The organism is Pseudomonas sp. TWI929, from assembly GCF_039673335.1.
Taxonomy (GTDB): Bacteria; Pseudomonadota; Gammaproteobacteria; order Pseudomonadales; family Pseudomonadaceae; genus Aquipseudomonas.
The window spans coordinates 1-22,345 of the sequence record NZ_JBDJLK010000087.1 but is presented as its reverse complement, the minus strand read 5'-3'; the positions used below and the strand labels follow the sequence as shown (position 1 = coordinate 22,345).

The 22,345-nt window shown below is 64.0% G+C and carries 17 protein-coding genes and 4 tRNA genes; 18 read left to right on the top strand and 3 right to left on the bottom strand.

Features of this window, described 5'->3' with window-relative positions:
- Positions 1-43: 43 nt before the first annotated feature.
- The 17 genes from ABE456_RS24115 (at position 44) to ABE456_RS24035 (ending at position 15,027) form a co-directional block, all read left to right on the top strand.
- Positions 44-226: a hypothetical protein gene (locus ABE456_RS24115; RefSeq protein ID WP_346646168.1), complete on the top strand. Its 183-nt coding sequence runs from the start codon at positions 44-46 to the stop codon at positions 224-226.
- Positions 223-1,227, top strand: coding sequence for an aspartate-semialdehyde dehydrogenase (locus ABE456_RS24110; RefSeq protein ID WP_346646167.1), 1,005 nt, complete (start codon positions 223-225; stop codon positions 1,225-1,227). The genes ABE456_RS24115 and ABE456_RS24110 overlap by 4 nt, the downstream gene beginning before the upstream one ends.
- Positions 1,228-1,298: 71 nt before the next feature.
- Positions 1,299-4,067, top strand: a complete 2,769-nt coding sequence (locus ABE456_RS24105; RefSeq protein ID WP_346646166.1) for a FimV/HubP family polar landmark protein — start codon at positions 1,299-1,301, stop codon at positions 4,065-4,067.
- A gap of 201 nt (positions 4,068-4,268) precedes the next feature.
- Positions 4,269-5,129 carry a tRNA pseudouridine(38-40) synthase TruA gene (truA, locus tag ABE456_RS24100; RefSeq protein ID WP_346646165.1) on the top strand — a complete coding sequence of 287 codons (861 nt, stop codon included), beginning with the start codon at positions 4,269-4,271 and terminating at the stop codon, positions 5,127-5,129.
- A 61-nt stretch (positions 5,130-5,190) separates the two neighbouring features.
- A complete protein-coding gene (locus tag ABE456_RS24095; protein WP_346646164.1) occupies positions 5,191-5,811 on the top strand; it encodes a phosphoribosylanthranilate isomerase in 621 nt (206 codons plus the stop codon).
- Positions 5,812-6,033: 222 nt separating this feature from the next.
- Positions 6,034-6,927 (top strand): acetyl-CoA carboxylase, carboxyltransferase subunit beta, encoded by an 894-nt coding sequence (gene accD, locus ABE456_RS24090; RefSeq protein WP_346646163.1) that lies wholly within the window; start codon positions 6,034-6,036, stop codon positions 6,925-6,927.
- Positions 6,927-8,234 (top strand): bifunctional tetrahydrofolate synthase/dihydrofolate synthase, encoded by a 1,308-nt coding sequence (folC, locus tag ABE456_RS24085; protein WP_346646162.1) that lies wholly within the window; start codon positions 6,927-6,929, stop codon positions 8,232-8,234. Before accD ends, folC begins: the two co-directional genes overlap by 1 nt.
- On the top strand, positions 8,218-8,913 hold the full coding sequence (locus tag ABE456_RS24080; protein WP_346646161.1) for an SPOR domain-containing protein: 696 nt from the start codon (positions 8,218-8,220) through the stop codon (positions 8,911-8,913). Before folC ends, ABE456_RS24080 begins: the two co-directional genes overlap by 17 nt.
- 197 nt (positions 8,914-9,110) lie before the next feature.
- The gene (locus tag ABE456_RS24075) at positions 9,111-9,668 is read left to right on the top strand and encodes a CvpA family protein (RefSeq protein WP_346646160.1); all 558 of its coding nucleotides are present in this window, start codon (positions 9,111-9,113) and stop codon (positions 9,666-9,668) included.
- A 42-nt stretch (positions 9,669-9,710) separates the two neighbouring features.
- Positions 9,711-11,216, top strand: a complete 1,506-nt coding sequence (purF, locus tag ABE456_RS24070; RefSeq protein ID WP_346646159.1) for an amidophosphoribosyltransferase — start codon at positions 9,711-9,713, stop codon at positions 11,214-11,216.
- A 16-nt stretch (positions 11,217-11,232) separates the two neighbouring features.
- The gene (locus ABE456_RS24065) at positions 11,233-12,444 is read left to right on the top strand and encodes an O-succinylhomoserine sulfhydrylase (RefSeq protein ID WP_346646158.1); all 1,212 of its coding nucleotides are present in this window, start codon (positions 11,233-11,235) and stop codon (positions 12,442-12,444) included.
- On the top strand, positions 12,441-13,214 hold the full coding sequence (locus ABE456_RS24060; protein ID WP_346646157.1) for an SDR family oxidoreductase: 774 nt from the start codon (positions 12,441-12,443) through the stop codon (positions 13,212-13,214). Before ABE456_RS24065 ends, ABE456_RS24060 begins: the two co-directional genes overlap by 4 nt.
- A 187-nt stretch (positions 13,215-13,401) precedes the next feature.
- Positions 13,402-13,477 (top strand) — tRNA-Val (locus ABE456_RS24055).
- 66 nt (positions 13,478-13,543) lie between these two features.
- Positions 13,544-13,620, top strand: a tRNA-Asp gene (locus ABE456_RS24050).
- Between the two features lie 99 nt (positions 13,621-13,719).
- Positions 13,720-13,796: transfer RNA gene (locus tag ABE456_RS24045), tRNA-Asp, on the top strand.
- 141 nt (positions 13,797-13,937) lie between these two features.
- Positions 13,938-14,014 (top strand) — tRNA-Asp (locus ABE456_RS24040).
- Positions 14,015-14,214: 200 nt separating this feature from the next.
- Complete coding sequence (locus ABE456_RS24035) at positions 14,215-15,027, top strand: DUF2242 domain-containing protein (protein WP_346646156.1); 813 nt, start codon at positions 14,215-14,217, stop codon at positions 15,025-15,027.
- Between the two features lie 307 nt (positions 15,028-15,334).
- Here ABE456_RS24035 and ABE456_RS24030 read toward each other — a convergent pair whose 3' ends face one another.
- The 3 genes from ABE456_RS24030 to ABE456_RS24020 form a co-directional block, all read right to left on the bottom strand.
- The gene (locus ABE456_RS24030) at positions 15,335-16,375 is read right to left on the bottom strand and encodes an AraC family transcriptional regulator (protein WP_346646155.1); all 1,041 of its coding nucleotides are present in this window, start codon (positions 16,373-16,375) and stop codon (positions 15,335-15,337) included.
- A gap of 4 nt (positions 16,376-16,379) precedes the next feature.
- Complete coding sequence (locus ABE456_RS24025) at positions 16,380-17,498, bottom strand: nitrilase-related carbon-nitrogen hydrolase (RefSeq protein WP_346646154.1); 1,119 nt, start codon at positions 17,496-17,498, stop codon at positions 16,380-16,382.
- A gap of 117 nt (positions 17,499-17,615) precedes the next feature.
- Positions 17,616-19,853, bottom strand: a complete 2,238-nt coding sequence (locus ABE456_RS24020; RefSeq protein WP_346646153.1) for a TonB-dependent siderophore receptor — start codon at positions 19,851-19,853, stop codon at positions 17,616-17,618.
- A gap of 260 nt (positions 19,854-20,113) precedes the next feature.
- On the opposite strand from ABE456_RS24020, the gene ABE456_RS24015 reads away from it, so the two are divergent.
- Positions 20,114-22,150: an NADPH-dependent 2,4-dienoyl-CoA reductase gene (locus tag ABE456_RS24015; RefSeq protein WP_346646152.1), complete on the top strand. Its 2,037-nt coding sequence runs from the start codon at positions 20,114-20,116 to the stop codon at positions 22,148-22,150.
- Positions 22,151-22,345 lie beyond the last annotated feature (195 nt).

The window sequence follows — 22,345 nt, the reverse complement described above, 5'->3', positions numbered from 1 at the left end:
CTGCAGGCCCCATCCATGGGGCCTCAGCGCTTGACGGGCATCCATGCCCGTCACCTCCCTCCGCAAGCCCTTCGCTCGGCCTCCTGAAGTCGCGAAGATCAAGATCAAGATCAAGATCAAGATCAAGAGCAAGAGAGCGGCGAGGTTTGGGCCATCACAGACAAAACTCTACAATCCGAGTAAAGTGCCGCCCCCGCCGTTTTCAGCAAAAGGATCCCTCCCATGACACACCCATTGGACATCGCCGTCGTCGGCGCCACCGGCAGCGTCGGTGAAGCCTTGGTGCAGATCCTTGAAGAGCTGGATTTCCCGGTCGCCACCCTGCACCTGCTGGCCAGCATGGAATCGGCGGGCAGCAGCGTGATGTTCGCCGGCAAGAAGCTCAAGGTGCGCGAAGTGGACAGCTTCGACTTCACCCAGGTCAAACTGGCCTTCTTCGCCACAGGCGCCGCAGTCAGCCGCAGCTTTGCCAGCAAGGCGCTGCAGGCGGGCTGCACGGTCATCGACCTGTCCGGCGGCCTGGATGAGGCGCTGGCCCTGGTGCCCGAAGCCAACGCCGAGCGCCTGGCCGACCTGGCGCTGCCTGCGCGTATTGTCAGCCCGTGCTCGGCCGCCGTTGCCCTGGCCGTCGCACTGGCGCCGCTCAAGGGCCTGCTGGACATCGAACGGGTACAGGTGATGGCCTCGCTGGCGGTGTCTGCGCAGGGCCGTGAAGCGGTCAATGAGCTGGCCCGGCAAACCGCCGAGCTGCTTAATGCCCGGCCGCTGGAGCCGCGCTTCTTCGACCGCCAGGTGGCTTTCAATATGCTGGCCCAGGTCGGTGCCGTCGACGACCAGGGCCACACCACGCTGGAGCGCCGCCTGGTCAGTGAACTGCGCGTGCTGCTGGGCCTGCCTGAGCTGAAGATTTCCGTGAGCTGCGTTCAAGTCCCGGTGTTTTTCGGCGATAGCTTCAGTGTGGCCGTGCAAAGCCGGCGCCCGGTCGACCTGGCAGCGGTCAACCAGGCCCTTGAGGCGGCCGACAGCGTCGAACTGGTGGAGCGTGACGATTATCCGACCCCGGTCGGTGACGCAGTGGGCCAAGACGTGGTCTATGTTGGTCGTGTACGCCACGGAGTTGATGAAGACCAGCAGCTCAACCTCTGGCTTACCACCGACAACGTGCGCAAAGGCGCTGCGCTAAATGCCGTGCAAGTGGCGCAATTGTTGATAAAACACATGCCGTAAAAGATACTGGCGAGCACTTTTGTCCTGCTCCGCATGCAGGTTTCGGGACGATTCATACAAGGGAAGAGGTCATGCTTCGAATTCGCAAACTGGTTCTGGCCATGGCTGCAGCGTCGGCGCTGTCGTCGGGCATGGCGAATGCCCTGGGCCTGGGGGAGCTGACCCTCAAGTCGGCGCAGAATCAGCCGCTTGACGCCGAGATCGAGCTGCTCGACGTGCGCGACCTCACCGCCGCCGAAGTGGCGCCAAGCCTTGCGCCGCCGGAAGAGTTCAGCAAGGCCGGGGTGGCGCTGCCGACTTACCTTGAAGACCTTACCTTCACGCCAGTGATCAACCCCAACGGCAAGAGCGTGCTGCGGGTTACTTCCAGCCAGCCGCTACCCGGGCCGGTGGTCAAGTTCCTGGTCCAGGTAATGTGGCCACAGGGCCGCCTGCTGCGCGACTACAGCGTACTGCTCGACCAGGCCAAGGCCCAGGGCGACCAGCCAGCGCCGGGCAATGTCGCGCCGGCGGTGACGGGTGCCAGCAACTACACCACCCAGCGCCGTGACACGTTGTGGCAGATTGCCGCGCGTAATACCCAGGGTGGCTCGATCCAGCAGACCATGATCGCGATCCAGGCGCTGAACCCGGACGCCTTCATTGGCAACAATATCAACCAGCTGAAGGTTGGCCAGGTGCTGCGCCTGCCCGACCAGCAGCAGATCCAGAACATTCCCCAGGGCGAGGCGACCAGTGAAGTGGCCGAGCAGTATGCCGCCTGGCGCGAAGGCCGCCGTCTGGGGCCGCGTGCCCGCCAGTTGGACGCCACCCGTCGCGGCGCCGCCGAGGCGGCGCCTGCGCGTATCGCCCAGGGCGACAACCTGCGCCTGGTCAGCCCGGGCAACCAGGCCGGTGCCAGCCAGGCCAAGGCGCTCAACGACAAGCTGGCTGTGGCCCAGGAAAGCCTGGATACCAGCCGCCGCGACAACGATGAGCTCAAGAGCCGCATGAGCGACCTGCAGAGCCAGCTGGACAAGCTGCAGCGTCTGATCGAGCTGAAGAATAACCAGTTGGCCCGCCTTGAGGCCCAGGGTGCTGCCGAGCCGGCAGCGGCTGCTACCCCGGAGCAACCTGCGGCCAACGCCCAGTCGGTGGTCAAGCCGGCACCGGCTGCCGTCGATACCGCGCCCAAGCCGGTACCCGCCACCAAAGCCGTGCCTGCCGAACAGGCACACAGCGCGGTCGATGGAATCATGGGCAACCCGCTGCTGCTGGGGCTGATTGCCGGTAGTGCATTCCTCGTGCTGCTGCTTCTGCTGTTGCTGCTGGCACGCAAGCGCAAAGCCCAGCAAGAGGCTGAAAAGCACCTGCGCATGGCGCGGGCGCTGGAAGAAGAGCAGGGCACGGGCTTTGACAGCGATAGCGAAAGCCTCGATGGCATCGATGTCTCGGCACCCAGCGTGACCTTGTCGCCGGCCGTGGTCGCGGCGTCGGCTGCCGCTGCCACGGCTGCCGAGAAACCGGCCGTGCCTGTCACTGAACCGGAGCCGGAGCCCGCGCCGCAGGCAGACCCGTACGCCGCGCTGCTGGCGGAAGTTGACCAGAGCGTGGCCGAAGGCCGCCTGAACCATGCCGCCAGCCTGCTTGAGCCCGCTGTGGCCGCCGAGCCACAGCGTGACGACCTGCGCCTGAAGCTGATGGACGTGTATGCCCGCCAGGGTGACCAAAGTGCGTTCGTCGAACAGGAGCGCAACCTGCCGGCCACCGAGCAGAACACAGCAGAGGTTGCCGGGCTGAAAGAGCGCTACCCGGCCATGCTCGGCCTGGCAGTTGCCGGGCTGGGTGCAGCGGCGCTGGCTGCCGAGATGGATGAGCAGTACGTGCAGGGGCTGTTGCAGGATCAGCCTGAAACGCCCGTGGTTGCCGATGCAGTGCCCGAGGAGGTGTCGGCGTACGAGCCGGAGCTGGAGGTTGCTCCAGAGGTCGTTGCGCAAGCGGAGCCGGAGGCAGAGGTTACGCCTGAGGCTGAGCTCGATGCTTTCGCTGACTTGCCGGTACTCGATGAGCCGGGCCTGGATATGCAGGACTTGGACAGCGCCTTCGACCTGAGCCTGGGTGAAGACCTGCCCGCAAATGACCCGCTGGACGCCCCGCTGCTGGATGAGCTGGGGGCACAAGCGCCTGTACTGGACGAACCTGCATTGGGCGAGCCTGTGCTGGACCAGCCCGTGCAGGAAGAGGCTCAGCCAGAAGAACAACCGTTTGCCCTGGATGCCGAGCTGCAGGACGCTGCTGACGCCGACTTCGAGGCCATGCTGGCCCAGGCCGAGCCACAGCCTGCTGTGGATCTGTCCGATTTCGACCTCGACGTCGGTGAGCCGGTTGCGCCAGCCGCCCCGGCTGCGGTCGAGGAGGCCCCGGTGGATGTCGCTGCCGAACTGGCCGCCTTCGACAGCGTGCCAGAGTTCGACCCGGTCTCCGAGTTCGACCTGCCCTCGGACTTCGACCTGTCGCTGTCCCTGGAAGACGATTCGCCAGCGGCCAAGAGCTTTGCCTCGGAGCTGGACGACGTCAACGCCGAGCTGGACAAACTGTCGCAGAGCCTCGAGTCGCCGTCGCTGGAGCCGCACTTCACCAGCGAAGATGCACTTGCGCAGCCGGAGCCCGAGCCACTGGACGACCTGGACTTTGACTTCTTCTCCGGTAGCGACGAAGTAGCCACCAAGCTTGACCTGGCCCGCGCCTATATCGACATGGGCGATAACCAGGGTGCGCGCGACATCCTCGATGAAGTGGTCAAGGACGGCGACGAAAGTCAGCGCCAGGAAGCCGAAGACATGCTCTCCCGGCTGGTCTGAATCACTGCAGGCAACGCAATACCCTGTGGGAGCGGCCTTATGTCGCGATAGGGCCGCAGAGCGGCCCCAGAATCTCAGCTTCACAGCCGATATCGCCAGGGCCGCTATGCGGCCCTATCGCGACGCAAGGCCGCTCCCACAGCCCTGCACGGCTGCTGTTGTCGTTATAATCCCCGCCATTCCGTACACCCCACAGGTTTCATGCTCTTGGACATCATCGACACTGCCGCCGCCGAGTCAGCGGCCGAAGGCTACTCCCGCATCGCCCTGGGCGTGGAATACAAGGGCGCGCGCTACCGCGGCTGGCAGCGCCAGGCCAGCGGTGTGCCCAGTGTCCAGCAGGCTCTGGAAAAAGCGCTGTCCACCGTCGCCAACGAGCCAATTTCGGTAATCTGCGCCGGCCGCACCGATGCCGGCGTGCACGGCTGCGGGCAGATCGTGCACTTCGATACCCGCGCCGTGCGCGACGAGCGCGCCTGGACCATGGGCACCAACTTCAACCTGCCCCATGACATCAGCGTGGTCTGGTCGCGGCCTATGCCGGCCGACTTCCATGCCCGCTTCAAGGCCTGCGCGCGGCGCTACCGCTACGTCATCTACAACGACCCGATCCGCCCGGCACACCTGGCCGAGGAAGTGACCTGGAACCACCGCCCACTGGATGTCGAGCGCATGGCCGAAGCCGCGCAGTTCCTGCTCGGTACCCACGACTTCAGCGCCTTCCGCGCCAGCCAGTGCCAGGCCAAGTCGCCGATCAAGCACATCTACCACCTGCGCGTTACCCGCCACGGCCAGATGATCGTGCTGGACGTGCGCGCCACCGCCTTCCTGCACCATATGGTGCGTAACATTGCCGGTGTATTGATGACCATCGGTGCTGGCGAGCGGCCTGTTACCTGGGCGCGTGAAGTGCTGGAAGGGCGCAATCGTAGTGCCGGCGGGGTTACCGCACACCCATATGGGCTTTACCTGGTGCAGGTGGAGTACCCCGAGGAGTTTGCGCTGCCCAAGCGTTACATCGGCCCACACTTTTTGACCGGCTACGAGGCGTTGGCAGACTGACGGGCGAAATGTCATTTGCTAACATCCGGCCTTTCACTGTAACAACCAGGGTTCGCTGTCCATGAGCAATGTTCGCAGCAAGATCTGCGGGATTACCCGCATCGAAGACGCACTGGTCGCTGCCGAAGCGGGTGCCGATGCCATCGGCTTCGTCTTCTATGCCAAGAGCCCGCGGGCCGTGGACGTGCGCCAGGCGCGGGCGATCATTGCCGAGCTGCCGCCGTTCGTGACCACGGTCGGGCTGTTCGTCAACGCCTCGCGTTGCGAGCTGAACGAGATCCTCGAAGTGGTTCCGCTGGACCTGCTACAGTTCCACGGCGACGAAACCCCGCAAGACTGTGAAGGCTATCACCGCCCATGGATCAAGGCCCTGCGCGTGCGCCCGGGCGACGACCTGGAGGCCTCCTGCCAGCTTTACGCCGGTGCCCGCGGCATTCTGCTGGACACCTACGTGGCGGGCGTGCCCGGGGGAACCGGTGAGGCATTCGACTGGTCATTGGTACCGGCGCACCTGAGCAAGCCGATCATCCTGGCGGGTGGGTTGTCGGCCGATAACGTCGGCCAGGCCATTGCCCAGGTACGGCCTTATGCGGTGGATGTCAGCGGTGGCGTCGAACAGGCCAAGGGCATCAAGGACGCAGCGAAGATCGAGGGGTTCATGCGAGCGGTGAAACAGGCGTGATGGCAGATGTGACGGCTGGCTGCGCGCCATCGTCCATAGCTTTCGCAGCCCTGCGGGGCAGCCGCCTGCACATGTGGCGGCAGAACAACACATTAGCGGTGGAGTGGCACGCTGGAAGCCCCGGCGGCCGGTCCATCATCGTTTCATAAAAGATTTTGAGCTCAAGGGCAGGGCAGGGTCGGCGACACCGGCCCCCGCCTGCCAATACTGGAGAAAGAAAGCATGAGCAACTGGTTAGTCGACAAACTGATCCCTTCGATCATGCGTTCCGAGGTGAAGAAGAGCTCGGTGCCTGAAGGCCTGTGGCACAAGTGCCCGGCCTGCGAGGCCGTGCTGTATCGTCCGGAGCTGGAAAAGACCCTGGATGTCTGCCCCAAGTGCAACCACCACATGCGCATCGGCGCACGTGCGCGTATCGACATCTTCCTCGACGCCGAAGGCCGTGCCGAACTGGGTGCCGAGCTGGAGCCGGTCGACCGCCTGAAGTTCCGTGACGGCAAGAAGTACAAGGACCGCCTGGCCGGTGCGCAAAAGCAGACCGGCGAAAAGGACGCCCTGATCTCCATGAGCGGCACCCTGATGGGTATGCCGATCGTGGTCAGCGCCTTCGAGTTTTCGTTCATGGGCGGCTCCATGGGTGCCATCGTTGGTGAGCGTTTCGTGCGCGCGGCCAACTACGCCCTGGAACACCGCTGCCCGATGGTGTGCTTCTCCGCCTCGGGCGGTGCGCGCATGCAGGAAGCGCTGATCTCGCTGATGCAGATGGCCAAGACCTCGGCCGTGCTGGCACGCTTGCGCGAAGAAGGCATCCCGTTCATCTCGGTGCTGACTGACCCGGTCTACGGTGGTGTTTCCGCCAGCCTGGCCATGCTCGGTGACGTGATCGTCGGTGAGCCAAAGGCGCTGATCGGCTTCGCCGGCCCGCGCGTGATCGAGCAGACCGTACGCGAGAAGCTGCCAGAAGGCTTCCAGCGCAGCGAGTTCCTGCTGGAACACGGTGCCATCGACCTGATTATCTCCCGTGGCGATCTGCGCCCGCGTCTGGCCCGCCTGCTGGCGCAGATGACCGGCCAGGAAACCCCGGAGCAAGCGCGTGAGGCGGCTGCCGTCGCGTGATGAAACAACGAACCCTGGGCGAGTGGCTCGCCTACCTCGAGCAGTTGCACCCTTCGGCCATCGACATGGGTCTGGAGCGTTCGCAGAAGGTGCTTGCCCGGCTGGCGTTGGGCAAGCTGGCACCACGCGTGGTGACGGTGACCGGCACCAACGGCAAGGGTTCGACCTGCGCCTTCGTGGCCTCGTTGCTGCGTGCCCAGGGGCTCAAGGTCGGCGTGTACAGCTCGCCGCACCTGTTGCGTTACAACGAGCGGGTGCTGATCGATGGCCAAGAGGCCAGTGACGAGCGCCTGTGCGAAGCCTTCGCCGCCGTCGAGGCGGCGCGGGGCGATATTTCCCTGACCTACTTCGAGATGGGCACGCTGGCGGCGTTCTGGTTGTTCTACCAGTCGCAGCTGGATGCCGTGGTGCTGGAAGTGGGCCTTGGTGGCCGCCTGGACACCGTGAACGTGGTGGATGCCGACCTGGCCCTGGTGACCAGCATCGGCGTCGACCATGTCGATTACCTGGGCGACACCCGCGAACGGGTGGCCTTCGAGAAGGCCGGCATCTTCCGCCAGGGCAAGCCGGCCCTGTGCGGTGACCTCGACCCGCCACAACCGTTGCTGGACAAGGCTGCCGAGCTGGCCGCGCCATTGTTCCTGCGCGGGCGTGACTTCGACCTGGCCAGCGCCGATGGCAGCTGGAGCTGGCGCGGCACTGCAGCCGATGGCGCGCAGGTAGAGCTGCGTGACTTGCCGCTGCTGGACCTGCCCATGGAGAACGCCACAGTGGCCTTGCAGGCCTACCTGCTGACGGGCTTGCCGTGGGATGCCGGGCAGATTCGCCAGGCGCTGCTGGATACCCGTATCACCGGGCGTCTCGACCGCCGCCTGCTGAGCTGGCAGGGTAGGCCGGTGGAGCTGCTGCTGGATGTCGGGCACAACCCGCATGCGGCGCAGTACCTGGCCCGGCGTCTGGCGGCCCGGCCGCTCAAGGGGCGCCGCCTGGCGGTATTCGGCCTGCTCGCCGACAAGGACCTGGACGGTGTTGTCGCGCCGCTGCAGGGCCTGGTCGACGATTGGGCCGTGGCGCCGCTGCACACGCCGCGCAGCCGCCCGGCTGCGGAGTTGGCTGCGGCCTTGACGAACCTCGGTGCTGCGGTGAAATCTTATGCCAGCGTCGATGCTGCCCTTGAGGGGCAGTGCGCGCAGGCGGCGGCGGATGACCAGATTCTGCTGTTCGGTTCGTTTTTCTGTGTCGCCCAGGCGCTGGAATGGCTGGAGCGGCAGGCCTGGGAGGCTGGAGTAGATGGCAGTGCTGGATAAAGGGATGAAACAGCGCATGGTGGGTGCGTTGGTGCTGGTGGCGCTGGCGGTGATTTTCCTGCCGATGCTGTTCACCCGCGAGGACGAGATGCGCCAGGTGCACGTCGAAGCCCCGCAGGCGCCGGCCATGCCCAGCTTGCCGGAAGTGAAGGTTGATCCGGTTGCCGTGCCGGAGCCGCAGGTTATTGCGGAAGAACCACAGCAGGCACCGGTGGTGGTCGACGAGGCCACTGCGCCGCCAAGCACGCCAAGCCAGCCGATCACCCCGTCGCCGCAGACCCAGGCGCAGGTGCAGGTGCAGCCGGCCAAGCCGCAGCCGCCCGCGGCCAAGGTCGAGCCCAAGCCGGCTGCAACGCCAGCGCCAGCGCCGGCTGCAACGCCAGCGCCGGCTGCAGCGGCAGCCAAGCCGGCAGCGCAATCGAAAATCGACGTCAACGGCCTGCCGGTCAGTTGGTCGATCCAGTTGGCCAGCCTGTCCAACCGTGCCGGTGCCGAAAAGCTCCAGCAAACCCTGCGTAGCCAGGGTTACAACGCCTACATCCGCTCGGCGGGCGGCATGAACCGGGTGTACGTGGGGCCATTGATCGAGCGCGCCGAGGCCGAGCGCGTGCGTGACGCGATCAACCGTCAGAACAGCCTCAAGGGCTTTGTAGTGCGCTTCCAGCCCGAGCGCAGCTGATATCCCCAGGGCGGCTTTGCCGCCCATTCGCGGGTAAACCCGCTCCCACAGGTCAAGCGTTTCCCTTGCGGTAGCGCGGTCCTTGTGGAAGCAGGTTTACCCGCGAATGGCCCAGCACCAATCCAGCTGACATTCCGCTTACTCCCAGCCCGCCGCTCTGGTAAAATGCGCCGCCTCAAACGTCTGCAGGCAGCACCGTGGCATTTACCTTGGTTGATTGGGCGATCATCGCGATCATCGCCGTCTCCACACTGATCAGTCTCAAGCGCGGCTTCGTCAAGGAAGCCTTGTCCTTGCTCATCTGGATCATTGCCGGTGCGGTTGCCTGGATGTTCGGCGGTTCGCTGTCGGTGTATCTTGAAAGCTACATCCAGACACCGTCGATGCGCGTCATCGCCGGCTGCGCCATTCTTTTCGTCGCCACCTTGCTGGTGGGGGCCATGATCAACTTCCTCATCGGCGAGTTGATCCGCGTGACCGGGTTGTCCGGCACCGATCGTTTCCTGGGCATGGCCTTTGGTGCCGCGCGCGGGGCCTTGCTGGTGGTGGTGGCCATCGGGCTGATCAGCCTGGGGCCGGTTCAACAAGACACCTGGTGGCAGGAATCACGCCTGATACCACAGTTTCTCCTGGTCGCCGACTGGTCGAAAAACCTGATCCTGGGTTTCACCGGCCAATGGACGCCCAGTGGGCTGATCAGCGCTCCCGCTGATCTTCCGTTCAAGGAACAGTTGCTCGGGCCGGCTAAGCCCTGAGCACTCTTCAATCAAGTTTCGTCAAAGTAGGGGTTGCGTCGCATGTGTGGCATCGTCGGTATCGTCGGTAAGTCGAACGTCAATCAGGCGCTGTATGACGCGCTTACGGTCCTCCAGCACCGCGGCCAGGACGCTGCCGGTATCGTGACCAGCCATGACGGCCGGTTGTTCCTGCGCAAGGATAATGGCCTGGTGCGCGACGTGTTCCAGCAGCGCCACATGCAGCGCCTGGTAGGCCACATGGGTATCGGCCACGTGCGCTACCCGACTGCGGGCAGCTCGACCTCGGCCGAGGCCCAGCCGTTCTACGTCAACTCGCCGTACGGCATCACCCTGGCGCACAACGGCAACCTGACCAACGTCGAGCAGCTGGCCAAGGAGATCTACGAGTCCGACCTGCGCCACGTCAACACCAACTCCGACTCGGAAGTGCTGCTGAACGTGTTCGCCCATGAGCTGGCGGTACGCGGCAAGCTGCAGCCAACCGAAGAGGACGTGTTCGCTGCCGTTTCCCACGTGCACAGCCGTTGTGTTGGTGGTTACGCCGTGGTGGCGATGGTTACCGGTTACGGCATCGTCGGCTTCCGTGACCCGCATGGCATCCGCCCGGTGGTGTTCGGCCAGCGCCACACCGACGAAGGCGTTGAGTACATGATTGCCTCGGAAAGCGTGGCCCTCGACGTGCTCGGCTTCACCCTGATCCGCGACCTGGCGCCGGGCGAGGCGGTGTACATCACCGAAGAAGGTCAGCTGTTCACCAAGCAGTGCGCCGAGGCGCCAAAGCTGCAGCCGTGCATCTTCGAGCACGTCTACCTGGCCCGCCCGGACTCGATCATCGACGGTATCTCGGTGTACAAGGCCCGTCTGCGCATGGGTGAGAAACTCGCCGACAAGATCATGCGTGAGCGCCCTGAGCATGATATCGACGTGGTCATCCCGATCCCGGACACCAGCCGCACCGCCGCGCTGGAGCTGGCCAACCGCCTGGGCGTGAAGTTCCGCGAAGGCTTCGTCAAGAACCGTTACATCGGCCGTACCTTCATCATGCCCGGCCAGGCCGCGCGCAAGAAATCGGTGCGCCAGAAGCTCAACGCCATCGAGCTGGAGTTCCGCGGCAAGAACGTGATGCTGGTGGACGACTCGATCGTGCGCGGCACCACCTGCAAGCAGATCATCCAGATGGCCCGCGAAGCTGGCGCCAAGAACGTCTACTTCTGCTCCGCAGCCCCTGCGGTACGCTACCCCAACGTCTACGGCATCGACATGCCGAGTGTTCACGAACTGATCGCCCACAACCGTACCACTGAACAAGTGGCCGAGTTGATTGGCGCCGACTGGCTGGTCTACCAGGACCTGCCTGACCTGATCGAATCGGTCGGTGGCGGCAAGATCAAGATCGACCACTTCGATTGCGCGGTGTTCAACGGTGAGTACGTCACCGGCGACATCGACGAAGCCTACCTCGAGCGCATCGAGCAGGCCCGTAATGACCTGGCCAAGGTCAAGAACCAGGCGGTCAGCGCGATCATCGACCTCTACAACAACTGATTCAGGGAGCGACGGCATGACGGATCAATGGGATGCCGGGCGACTGGACAGCGACCTCGAGGGTGTCGGTTTCGACACCCTGGCGGTGCGCGCCGGTCAAAACCGTACACCAGAGGGCGAGCACAGCGAAGCGCTGTTCCTGACCTCCAGCTATGTGTTCCGCACGGCTGCCGACGCGGCCGCGCGCTTTGCCGGCGAAACGCCGGGCAACGTCTACTCGCGCTACACCAACCCGTCGGTGCGTGCCTTCGAGGAGCGCCTGGCGGCCATGGAAGGCGCCGAGCAGGCCGTGGGTACCTCCACTGGCATGGCGGCAATCCTGGCTGTGGTCATGTCGCTGTGCAGCGCCGGTGACCACGTGCTGGTATCGCAGAGCGTGTTTGGCTCGACCATCAGCCTGTTCGAGAAGTACTTCAAGCGCTTTGGCGTGCAGGTGGACTACGTGCCGCTGGTCGACCTCACTGGCTGGGAAAAGGCCATCAAGGCCAACACCAAGCTGCTGATCGTCGAATCGCCGTCCAACCCGCTGGCCGAACTGGTCGACATCACTGCGCTCAGCGAAATTGCCCATGCCCGCGGTGCCATGCTGGTGGTGGACAACTGCTTCAGCACGCCGGCGCTGCAGCAGCCGCTGAAGCTGGGTGCCGACATCGTGTTCCACTCGGCCACCAAGTTTATCGACGGCCAGGGCCGTTGCATGGGCGGCGTGGTTGCCGGCCGTGCCGAGCAGATGAAAGAAGTGGTGGGCTTCCTGCGTACCGCAGGCCCGACCCTCAGCCCGTTCAATGCCTGGATCTTCACCAAGGGCCTGGAAACCCTGCGCCTGCGTATGCGTGCGCACTGCGAAAGCGCCCAGGCCCTGGCCGAGTGGCTGGAGCAGCAGGACGGTATTGAGAAGGTGCATTACGCCGGCCTGCCGAGCCACCCGCAGCACGAACTGGCCAAGCGCCAGATGAGTGGCTTTGGTGCGGTGGTCAGCTTCGAGGTCAAGGGCGGCAAAGAGGGTGCCTGGCGCTTCATCGACGCCACCCGGGTGATTTCCATCACCACCAACCTGGGTGACAGCAAGACCACCATCGCCCACCCGGCCACCACCTCCCACGGCCGCCTGTCGCCGCAGGAACGTGAAGCTGCAGGTATCCGCGACAGCCTGATCCGCGTAGCCGTGGGCCTGGAAGACGTGGCCGACCTGCAGGCCGACCTGGCGCGCGGGCTGGCGGCACTGTGATCGAAATTGGCGGCAGTGTGCCAGGCCACAATGGCCGGGTAGCCCTGGTGACCGGTGCCGCCCGCGGCATCGGCCTGGGTATTGCCGCCTGGCTGATCTGTGAAGGCTGGCAGGTGGTGCTCAGCGACCTCGACCGCCAGCGCGGCGCCAAAGCGGCGAAAGCCTTGGGCGACAATGCCTGGTTCATCACCATGGACGTTGCCGACGAGGCCCAGGTCAGTGCCGGCGTGTCCGAAGTACTGGGGCAGTTTGGCCGGCTGGACGCGCTGGTGTGCAACGCGGCCATCGCCAACCCGCACAACCAGACGCTGGAAAGCCTGAGCCTGGCGCAGTGGAACCGGGTGCTGGCGGTCAACCTCAATGGGCCGATGTTGCTGGCCAAGCATTGTGCGCCGTACCTGCGCGCGCACAATGGGGCGATCGTCAACCTGACCTCTACCCGGGCGCGGCAGTCCGAGCCCGACACCGAGGCCTACGCGGCGAGCAAGGGCGGCCTGGTGGCCTTGACCCATGCCCTGGCCATGAGCCTGGCCCCGGAGATCCGCGTGAATGCGGTGAGCCCGGGTTGGATCGATGCCCGTGACCCGTCGCAGCGCCGTGCCGAGCCGTTGACCGAAGCCGACCATGCCCAGCACCCGACGGGCAGGGTAGGCACCGTGGAAGATGTTGCGGCGATGGTGGCCTGGTTGCTGTCGCGCCAGGCAGCGTTCGTCACCGGCCAGGAGTTTGTGGTCGATGGCGGCATGACCCGCAAGATGATCTACACCTGAGCTGGTTGATGCACAGGGAAGGGGTCGTAAGGTCCCTTTTTTGTTTTTGCCTTGCCGGCGATAGGGCCATATGCCCAAACCCGATTTGTCTTTTTTGAAAAAAATTCAATGGGGCTATTGACTTAGCTTCGCCACCTGCGTAAATTTCGCGGCCTCAGCGAAGCAAACGCAACAAGCAACATCGCGAGGGTGATTAGCTCAGCCGGGAGAGCATCTGCCTTACAAGCAGAGGGTCGGCGGTTCGATCCCGTCATCACCCACCACTTCCTGAGATGTTCCTGCCGCTTTAGGTTTCGCAAGAAGCCGATAGCCAGAGAGGAACGCAATGCGCAGCGGTAGTTCAGTCGGTTAGAATACCGGCCTGTCACGCCGGGGGTCGCGGGTTCGAGTCCCGTCCGCTGCGCCATTTTTCAGTAACAGATGGGTGCCTGGCACCGGTCTGAAGTCACAAGGCAAATGCCTTGGGCTGATCCCAGTTTCAATCAGGCACAAGCCTGAACGATACGCAGCGGTAGTTCAGTCGGTTAGAATACCGGCCTGTCACGCCGGGGGTCGCGGGTTCGAGTCCCGTCCGCTGCGCCATCTTCGTTTCAAGGCCCCTAGAACACCTTGAAGCAAACACAAGAGAAGCGATCACGTTATCGCTTTTTTTGTGCCTGCCCTGAGGCCATCGCGCCGCAAGGGTAGACCCAGGTTTCAATCGGGCGAAAGCCTGAATGATACGCAGCGGTAGTTCAGTCGGTTAGAATACCGGCCTGTCACGCCGGGGGTCGCGGGTTCGAGTCCCGTCCGCTGCGCCATCTTCGCCTCAAGGCCCCTTGAACGCCTTGAAGCCACGAGAAAGCGACCTTAGGGTCGCTTTTTTCGTTTCCAGGCCTGGAAACGTCCTGCCTTTACCCAGATTTACACCAACCTGACAGACTCTTCACCGACCAGCGGTTCCAGTGCCGGCCTGCTGTGTTGCACAATAGGCACTCTCTCGACATCCCCGGAATTCGCAATGACCAGATCTTCCGTCTTTGGTGCGCTCGGGCTGGCCCTGGTGCTGGCGGGCGTGACCGGTTGTTCCTCAAAGAAGGCCGCCATCTACGAGCACGAGAACTTCGATGACTCGGGCACCTTCTCGCGCAGCTTTCCGGTAAGTGATGCCGGCTCTTGCGAGGCCGCCCGGCGTGCCTTGCTCAGCCAGGGCTACATCATCACCAGCAGCGGTGCCAACCAGGTGATGGGCAACAAGAGCTTCCAGCAGAACAGCGAGAACCACCTGCAGATCAGCTTCAACGTCACCTGCGCGCCGGATGTGAGTGATGACCAGCGCTCGACCATGTTCGCCAACGCCCTGCAGGACCGCTATGCACTGAAAAAGTCCAACACCTCCGCCAGCCTGGGCGTGGGGGTGCTGGGGTCAGTATCGATGCCGATCGGCTCCAGCGACGACTCGATGGTCAAGGTGGCTAGCGAGACAGTGACGGCCACGCAGTTCTATGACCGCTATTTCGCCCTGGTAGAAAGCTACCTGCCGAAGCCCAAGCCGAAGAAAGTGAGCAAAGCCAAGGTCGAGGCGCCCAAGGTTGAAAAACCGGCGGTTGACCTTGGGTTGCCAGAGCAGGCGGCGGCGAACCCGGTGGCACCGGCGCCTGCACCTGTGGCTGAAGCTGCGCCTGCTACCGTTGCCCCGGCCAGTGAAGCGGCAGCGGCGCCGGTGGTGGATGACAGCCAAGGCTCGCAGCCGGTGGCGCCACCGGTGGAGGCAGCGCCGATTCAGGTGCAGCAAGATGCGCAGCCGGCCGAGGCCGCTTCACCCTCTCTTTGATGGGTTGCTTGTGCCGGCCTCTTCGCGGCGGGTCATCAAGGCGCCCACCCGCCGCGACGAGGCCGGGGCAGGCAGCACACATCCCCTGTTACAGACGCCCCGCGATAACTTCCTGTACACCTGCTACGTTTACCACTCATAAGCTTGTCATCAATCCTTCATGCCACCTGCTTAGCTTGAAGGCGACATCTACGAAGACAAAATGAGAAAGAGGACGCAGGGCTATGGATGAATACCAGGAAGAACTACTCGAATCCCAGGCTTACGAACTGGACACCCCAGAGCCGGCCGACGACGCCACCGAGCTTTAGCCCGCCCGCCGCTGGCTACGGCGGAACTCCCCTGGCGTAAGGCCCGCCCAGCGCTTGAATGCGCGCTGGAAGGCCTCGGCCGAGGCAAACCCCAACAGATAAGCAATCTCGCCAAAGGCCAGCTCCGTGTCACGGATGTAGGTCTCGGCCAGGTCGCGCCGTGTTTCATTGAGCAAATCGCGAAAACCCGTGCCTTCCTCGGCCAGTTTGCGGCGCAAGGTCCAGGTGGGTAGCTGCAGGTGCTGCGCCACTTCTTCCAGGTCCGGCTCACGGCCGCCATTGAGCAGCGGGCCCAGCAAGTGGGTAATGCGCTCGCCCAGGCTGCGTACCCGCGTACGCTGCAGCATTTCTGCCTCGCACAACTGTAGCAAATGCTGCCAGGTACTTGGGCAATGCCCTGGGTTGGCAAGCTGCAGCGTGGCACGGCTCAGGCGCAGCTGGTTACCGTCGGCAGCGAACTGCACGGGCGAGCTGCACAGCGCTTGGTAGCGCGCGGCATAGGCGGGTGCGGCAAATTCGATTTCCAGGCGTTCGGCCTGCACCGGCGTGCCGGCCAGGTCGGCCAGTTGCGCCAGCCAGCCGGCAAGCAGCGAATCGACCACGAATCGGTTGTAGGCGTTGTAGGGGCTGATGGAGTAGAAGCGTAGCCAGGCGCCTTGGGCATCCTCCTGAAAGCTGGAATGGCCACGGTAGTTGGCCGCATACAGCGGCTCGAAGCGCAGCAAGGTGCGCGCTGCGTCGCCCAGGGTAGGCGCCTGGGCGGCTGTGACCCCGGCCAGGCCGGCGTGTGCCAGGCGGCTCAGGCGCCCCATGTGCAGGCCAAGCGCGGCCTCACCGCACAGTTCGATGGCCGCATGGCCCAAGTGCATATAGCGGGGGATCGACAAACGTGCGCCGGCTTCACCCAGGCGTGCCGCATCCAGGCCATAGCGGCGCAGCAATGGCTCGGGGTCGTGGCCCAGTTCGCGCAGGGCCTCGGTCAGCGGCTGGACAAAGCCAACCGAAAGGTCGCCCAGGCGCACGCGGGGGCGGGCCATGGGCTTATAGCCACAGGTTCAGCAGGCGGGCGCCAGGGCTGGGGGTACCCACCAGCAAATCGCCGCCCTGGCGAGCAAAGCCCTGGCCGTCGCTGGCCTGTTCCCAAAACTGCCCGCGCATGAACACGCTCATGCTGCTGACACTGGCCCCGACTGCCTCGGTCAGGCGCTGCCAGGCGGCCTGCTCGCTGACTTCACCGCGCTGCAAGGCCAGCCCGGCGCTAGCGTTTTGATGGCGATTGCCGCGCCATGGTGCTTGCCAACTGCCTTTGCCGCTGAGGAACACAGGATTGGCAACCAGTTGTACCGCTTGTTGTGCCAGTTGTTGGTGGTTTTCCGGGTACCAGCTGTCACTGCCCACCAGCACGCCCAGGCGCCCAGCGGGGGTTTGCACGACTTGCAACGGCTGCTGGCGGCCATCGTGGACATAGCGGCGCATTTCGCTGTCGGGGAACTGCTGGCGCTGGGGCTGGCCGAGCAGCGAACCGTCGCCGGCAAACACCACGCTGCTGTTGAACAGCGGGCCGCGGCCGGCATGCAGCACACCCTGCTTTACGTAGGGCTCGGGCAGCACGATAGAGCCGGCCACCAGGGTGACGCCAAACTCCTTGGCCAGGCCACCGAACAGCTGCTGGTAGTCAGTGGCCATCTGATCGGCCTTCATGCGCAGGTGCGCGTCGGTGCGCCAGTCGTCGCCATCGGCACCGAGCATGGCCAGGCCATAGCGCAGCGGGTTGCTCAGCTCCAGCCACTGCAGGGCCTCGCTGCTCTGGGTGACCTGGTACAGCTCGTTCTTTTCACCGCGCGCCCACAGCCAGGTGCCAATGTGCTCAGGCAGTACCACCACCGTGCGCGGGCTCACCAGCCCTTGGGCGCGGGCCTGCTCCAGGTAGGCTGCAAGCTTGCGGTGCAGGCGTTGCAGGTTCTGGTAGTCGCCCGGGTACAGCAGCGGCTCGACGCCGAGCAGGTTGCCATGCTCGCCGGGCACGCCGTGGTTCAGCGCCAGTTCGATGCGCAGGTCGGACAGGTAATGGCCTTCCGGGCGCTGCTGGGTCCAGAAGGCGTAGCCGCAAAGGGCCGCAAGAAAGACCAGCGCCAGGGCGCCAGTAAGCAGTTTTCGCATTGAACCGTGTCTATTCAGTTGGAACTGCGACAAGGGTACGAGCAAACTGGCGCCGAGCGGAAGGTGATTTGTGCGATTTGGCGATACCGGGGCTGCGTGGCAGCCCCGGCTGGCGACTTAGAACTTGCCGCTCAGGCTTACCAGGAAGCTGCGCGGTTCACCGTATAGGTTGCCATAACCGGTGGACGACACCGTGCTGTAGTACGTCTTGTCGAACAGGTTGTTGGCGTTCAATGCCAGTGTCCAGTGCTGGTCCAGGTCATAGGCGGCACGCGCCGAATAGATGGCATAGCCGCTTTCCACGAACGAGTAATCCAGCGACTCGCTGCCGCCCAGTGGCACGACGGTGCCCGATTCGCTGTGTTCGCTCTGGGCGATCACCCCGGCACCAAGGCTCAGTGCCGGTAGGCGCTGGAAGCGGTAGTCGGTCCACAGTTTGAACAAGTGGCGTGGTGTGTGGGTGCTGAAGCGGGCATCACCTTGGCGTTTGTTTTCGTTGGCGTTGTAGGTATAGCCCAGCGCCACCTGCAGCCCCGGCAACACTTCACCGTTCAGTTCGACCTCGAAGCCCTGGCTCAGCTGATAGCCGTTGCCGACATAGCAACAGGACGTGACGGAGCCCCACTGACGCGGATAGTTGGGGTCGATCTGCCCCTCGCCCTTTTTCTCGATGCGGTACAGGGCAAAGCTGGCCAGCAGCCGGCCGTCGGCCAGCTCGCTCTTGATGCCGACTTCATAGTTGGTGCCGGTCAATGGCTCCAGGGCTTTGCTGCCCGGTGGCGGGCCTTGCAGCAGGGTCGCCTGCGACTTGTAGATCTCGGCGTGGCTGGCATACAGGCTGGTGGTTTCGCTGAGGTCGTAGACGATGCCGTAGTACGGCACGAACTGGCGGTCTTCATCGATGGAGTTCAGCTTCTGGCCATTGGCACCGACGTATTCGGTGTCCTCCATCAAGGTGTAGCGGCCGCCGATGATCAGCGACAGGTCATCCACCGGGCGGATGCGCAGCGAGGTATAAGCGCCCGCCTTGCGTACGTCGGTACTGGTGTCCGGGAAGTTTTCCGCCGTGGGGAAGCGCCCTGGCAGGGTCGGTGAGAAGATCAGGTCGTCGTACAGGTAGTTCCAGTAGCTGCCGCCACGGCTCTTGAGCTTGCTGCCATCCACGCCGACGGTAAGGTCGTGGGCATGGCCGAAAGCATCGAACGAGCCTTGCAGGTTGAGGTCCAGGGTGGTGTTGGTGGTGCGGAAGTCGTGCTGGTTGTTCCACCACGCGCCGCCGGTACCGGTGGTTGGGTCGATGGGGTTTTCCAGTTCGACCACGTTCTGCGCGTTACGGTTGATGTTGTGGCGCACATTGGCCACGGCTTTCCAGTTATCGCTCAGTTGCTGGTCCAGCCGCGCGAACACCGTGGTGTTCTCGATATCGTTCCAGCTCCACGGCGTGGTCAGGTTGGTGCTGCGCGACAGGCCCAGGTCGCTGCCGTCGGAGAAGCGGCCCAAGGTGTTGCGCACGCCATTGAGGTCGTCGCGCTGGTGGCTGGCACCAAAGAACAGCAGGGTGTCGTCGCTGGCATCGAGCTCGAAAGAAACGTAATTGAGGTTGCGTTTCTTGTGGTCGTAGTCGACGAAGTTGTGTTTGTCTTCCAGTACGCCCACGTAGCGCCCGCGCAGGCGCCCGTCCATCGCCAGTGGCCCGGTCACGTCGAATTCGCCGCGGTAATTGTCCCAACTGCCGGCCGAGGTCAGGGTCTTGACCTGCGGTTGTGCCAGGGGGCGCTTGTAGCTGAAGTTGATGACCCCGCCCGGTTCACCTGCACCGTACAAGCCGTCGGCACCGCGCAGCAGGCCAACGCTGTCGAACTGTGCAAGGTCCTCGTAACGGCTGCTGTCGAGCATGCTCGAGGTCGCGCCGCCTTCGTAGCGCACATCGTTGATTTCGAAGCCTCGCGATACATAGGTGTTCTTGGCCCAGGCTTCCTTGCGGGTGACCCCGGTCATCTGGTTCATCACCTGGTCCATGTTGCGCAATTGCTGGTCCTGCAGGCGCTGGTCGGTGATCACGGTCACCGACTGGGGGATCTCGCGCAGTTTTTGCGGCCCTTTGCCCCCCATGGTGGTGGTGCCAGGGGCGTAACTGCCGGTGTTCTCGGTAGTGGCGCCCAGCCACTGGCTTTCGATATTGGTAGCAGAAAGCTCCAGCGCAGGTGGGGGTTGCTTGCCGCCTTCCTTGGCAGCCTCCTGTGTCGTCAGGTCTAGCGATTCGGCGCGTAGTACACCGGTGGGTATCGCAGCGGCGACGCCGAGGCACAGGTGCAGCGACAAGGGAGACAGCCGAGTGAGGCGAGGTTTGACCATGAAAGCAGCATCCAGATGTTATTTGTTATCGGATGCGAATTATTTACAAATGATTATATTTATCAATACATATGCTGACACATTTTGACGTGCCATTACAAAAATAGCGCCGCCTACTGCTCGATACGATCATTAAAATGTAATTTTCGATCATTGAGCCCATTCAAACGGCTGTTTAATGTCACAGGCAGACAAACGACGGGGCCCGCCGGCCGGTGAGGCACCCGCATTCCGTGATCACGCCAAATGGGGACCTTTCCATGGCCGCCGACCGCTACCCGCACCTGCTTGCCCCGCTGGACCTGGGCTTCACCACCTTGCGCAACCGCACCCTGATGGGCTCGATGCACACCGGCCTCGAAGAGCGCCCTGGCGGCTTCGAGCGCATGGCCGCGTACTTTGCCGAGCGTGCCCGTGGTGGTGTTGGCCTGATGGTCACCGGCGGCATTGCGCCCAACGATGAAGGCGGGGTGTATTCCGGTGCGGCCAAGCTCAGCACCGAGGAAGAGGCCGACAAGCACCGCATCGTCACCGAGGCAGTGCACGCTGCCGGTGGCAAGATCTGCCTGCAGATCCTGCATGCCGGGCGCTATGCCTACAGTCCACGGCAGGTGGCACCTAGCGCGATCCAGGCGCCGATCAACCCGTTCAAACCCAAGGAGCTGGACGAGGCGGGTATCGAGAAGCAGATCGCCGACTTCGTCAATTGCGCGGTGCTGGCCCAACGCGCCGGTTACGACGGCGTCGAGGTCATGGGTTCGGAAGGCTACTTCATCAACCAGTTCCTCGTCGCCCACACCAACCACCGTACCGACCGCTGGGGCGGCAGCTATGAAAACCGCATGCGCCTGGCGGTGCAAATCGTCAGCCGGGTGCGCGGCGCGGTAGGGCCGAACTTCATCATCATCTTCCGCCTGTCGATGCTCGACCTGGTCGAGGGCGGCAGCAGCTGGGACGAAATCGAGCTGCTGGCCAAGGCCATCGAGCAGGCCGGCGCCACCCTGATCAACACCGGCATCGGCTGGCACGAAGCGCGTATCCCGACCATTGCCACCAAGGTACCGCGCGCGGCATTCAGCAAGGTCACCGCCAAGCTGCGTGGCGTGGTGAACATTCCGCTGATCACCACCAACCGCATCAACACCCCGGAAGTGGCCGAGGCGGTGCTGGCCGAGGGCGATGCCGACATGGTCTCGATGGCCCGGCCGTTCCTGGCCGACCCGGACTTCGTCAACAAGGCGGCTGCCGGGCGCAGCGACGAAATCAACACCTGCATCGGCTGCAACCAGGCCTGCCTGGACCACACCTTCGGCGGCAAGCTGACCAGCTGCCTGGTCAACCCGCGTGCCTGCCATGAAACCGAGCTCAACTACCTGCCGGTTCGTGCGGTGAAGCGCATTGCCGTGGTCGGTGCCGGCCCGGCCGGCCTGGCGGCGGCCACTGTGGCGGCCGAGCGGGGCCACGAGGTAACCCTGTTCGACGGCGCCAGCGAGATCGGCGGGCAGTTCAACGTGGCCAAGCGCGTGCCAGGCAAGGAAGAGTTCTTTGAAACCCTGCGCTACTTCCGCAAGAAGGTGGAAAGTACGGGCGTTGACCTGCGGCTGAATACCCGGGTCGACGTGCAGGCGCTGGTGGACGGTGGCTACGACGAAATCATCCTGGCCACCGGCATCGCGCCGCGTACGCCGGCCATTCCTGGCGTGGAGCACGCCAAGGTGCTCAGCTACCTGGATGTGCTGCTGGAGCGCAAGCCGGTGGGTAAGGCGGTGGCGGTGATTGGCGCGGGTGGCATCGGTTTTGATGTGTCCGAGTACCTGGTGCATCAGGGTGTGGCGAGCAGCCAGGACCGTGAGGCGTTCTGGAAGGAGTGGGGCATCGATACCCATCTTGAGGCGCGCGGTGGTGTGGCCGGGATCACGGCCGAGCCGCATGCCCCGGCGCGTCAGGTGTTCCTGCTGCAGCGCAAGAAATCCAAGGTGGGTGACGGTCTGGGCAAGACCACCGGCTGGATTCACCGCACCGGGTTGAAGAACAAGCGGGTGCAGATGCTGAACAGTGTCGAGTACCTGGGCATCGACGACGCTGGGCTGCATATTCGCGTGGGTGAGGGTGAGCCACAGGTGCTGGCGGTGGATAACGTGGTGATCTGTGCCGGGCAGGAGCCGCTGCGCGAGCTGCAGGACGGGTTGGTGGCGGCAGGGCAGTCGGTGCACCTGATCGGCGGGGCCGATGTGGCGGCCGAGCTGGATGCCAAGCGGGCGATTAACCAAGGGTCGCGATTGGCGGCTGAACTCTGAGATTGCCGGGGCCGCTGCGCGGCCCATCGCGACACAAGGCCGCTCCCACAGGTTTCTCGCCGATCGCCCGGATTACGCGGTCCTTGTGGGAGCAACTGTCTTGCTCAATTTCTAAAAGCTGGCGCGATCCCTGTGGGAGCGGGCTTGCCCGCGAACACGGGCGAAGCCCGTGCCATCCACCGCGGTGTCTTCTTC

What these genes read in the sequence shown, in the direction of transcription:
- accD (WP_346646163.1), top strand. Translation starts at nt 6,034, where the DNA reads ATGAGCAACTGGTTAGTCGACAAACTGATCCCTTCGATCATGCGTTCC.
- ABE456_RS24080 (WP_346646161.1), top strand. Translation starts at nt 8,218, where the DNA reads ATGGCAGTGCTGGATAAAGGGATGAAACAGCGCATGGTGGGTGCGTTG.
- ABE456_RS24035 (WP_346646156.1), top strand. Translation starts at nt 14,215, where the DNA reads ATGACCAGATCTTCCGTCTTTGGTGCGCTCGGGCTGGCCCTGGTGCTG.
- folC (WP_346646162.1), top strand. Translation starts at nt 6,927, where the DNA reads ATGAAACAACGAACCCTGGGCGAGTGGCTCGCCTACCTCGAGCAGTTG.
- ABE456_RS24065 (WP_346646158.1), top strand. Translation starts at nt 11,233, where the DNA reads ATGACGGATCAATGGGATGCCGGGCGACTGGACAGCGACCTCGAGGGT.
- ABE456_RS24025 (WP_346646154.1), bottom strand. Translation starts at nt 17,498, where the DNA reads ATGCGAAAACTGCTTACTGGCGCCCTGGCGCTGGTCTTTCTTGCGGCC.
- ABE456_RS24095 (WP_346646164.1), top strand. Translation starts at nt 5,191, where the DNA reads ATGAGCAATGTTCGCAGCAAGATCTGCGGGATTACCCGCATCGAAGAC.
- ABE456_RS24020 (WP_346646153.1), bottom strand. Translation starts at nt 19,853, where the DNA reads ATGGTCAAACCTCGCCTCACTCGGCTGTCTCCCTTGTCGCTGCACCTG.
- purF (WP_346646159.1), top strand. Translation starts at nt 9,711, where the DNA reads ATGTGTGGCATCGTCGGTATCGTCGGTAAGTCGAACGTCAATCAGGCG.
- ABE456_RS24015 (WP_346646152.1), top strand. Translation starts at nt 20,114, where the DNA reads ATGGCCGCCGACCGCTACCCGCACCTGCTTGCCCCGCTGGACCTGGGC.
- ABE456_RS24115 (WP_346646168.1), top strand. Translation starts at nt 44, where the DNA reads ATGCCCGTCACCTCCCTCCGCAAGCCCTTCGCTCGGCCTCCTGAAGTC.
- ABE456_RS24110 (WP_346646167.1), top strand. Translation starts at nt 223, where the DNA reads ATGACACACCCATTGGACATCGCCGTCGTCGGCGCCACCGGCAGCGTC.
- ABE456_RS24105 (WP_346646166.1), top strand. Translation starts at nt 1,299, where the DNA reads ATGCTTCGAATTCGCAAACTGGTTCTGGCCATGGCTGCAGCGTCGGCG.
- ABE456_RS24030 (WP_346646155.1), bottom strand. Translation starts at nt 16,375, where the DNA reads ATGGCCCGCCCCCGCGTGCGCCTGGGCGACCTTTCGGTTGGCTTTGTC.
- truA (WP_346646165.1), top strand. Translation starts at nt 4,269, where the DNA reads ATGCTCTTGGACATCATCGACACTGCCGCCGCCGAGTCAGCGGCCGAA.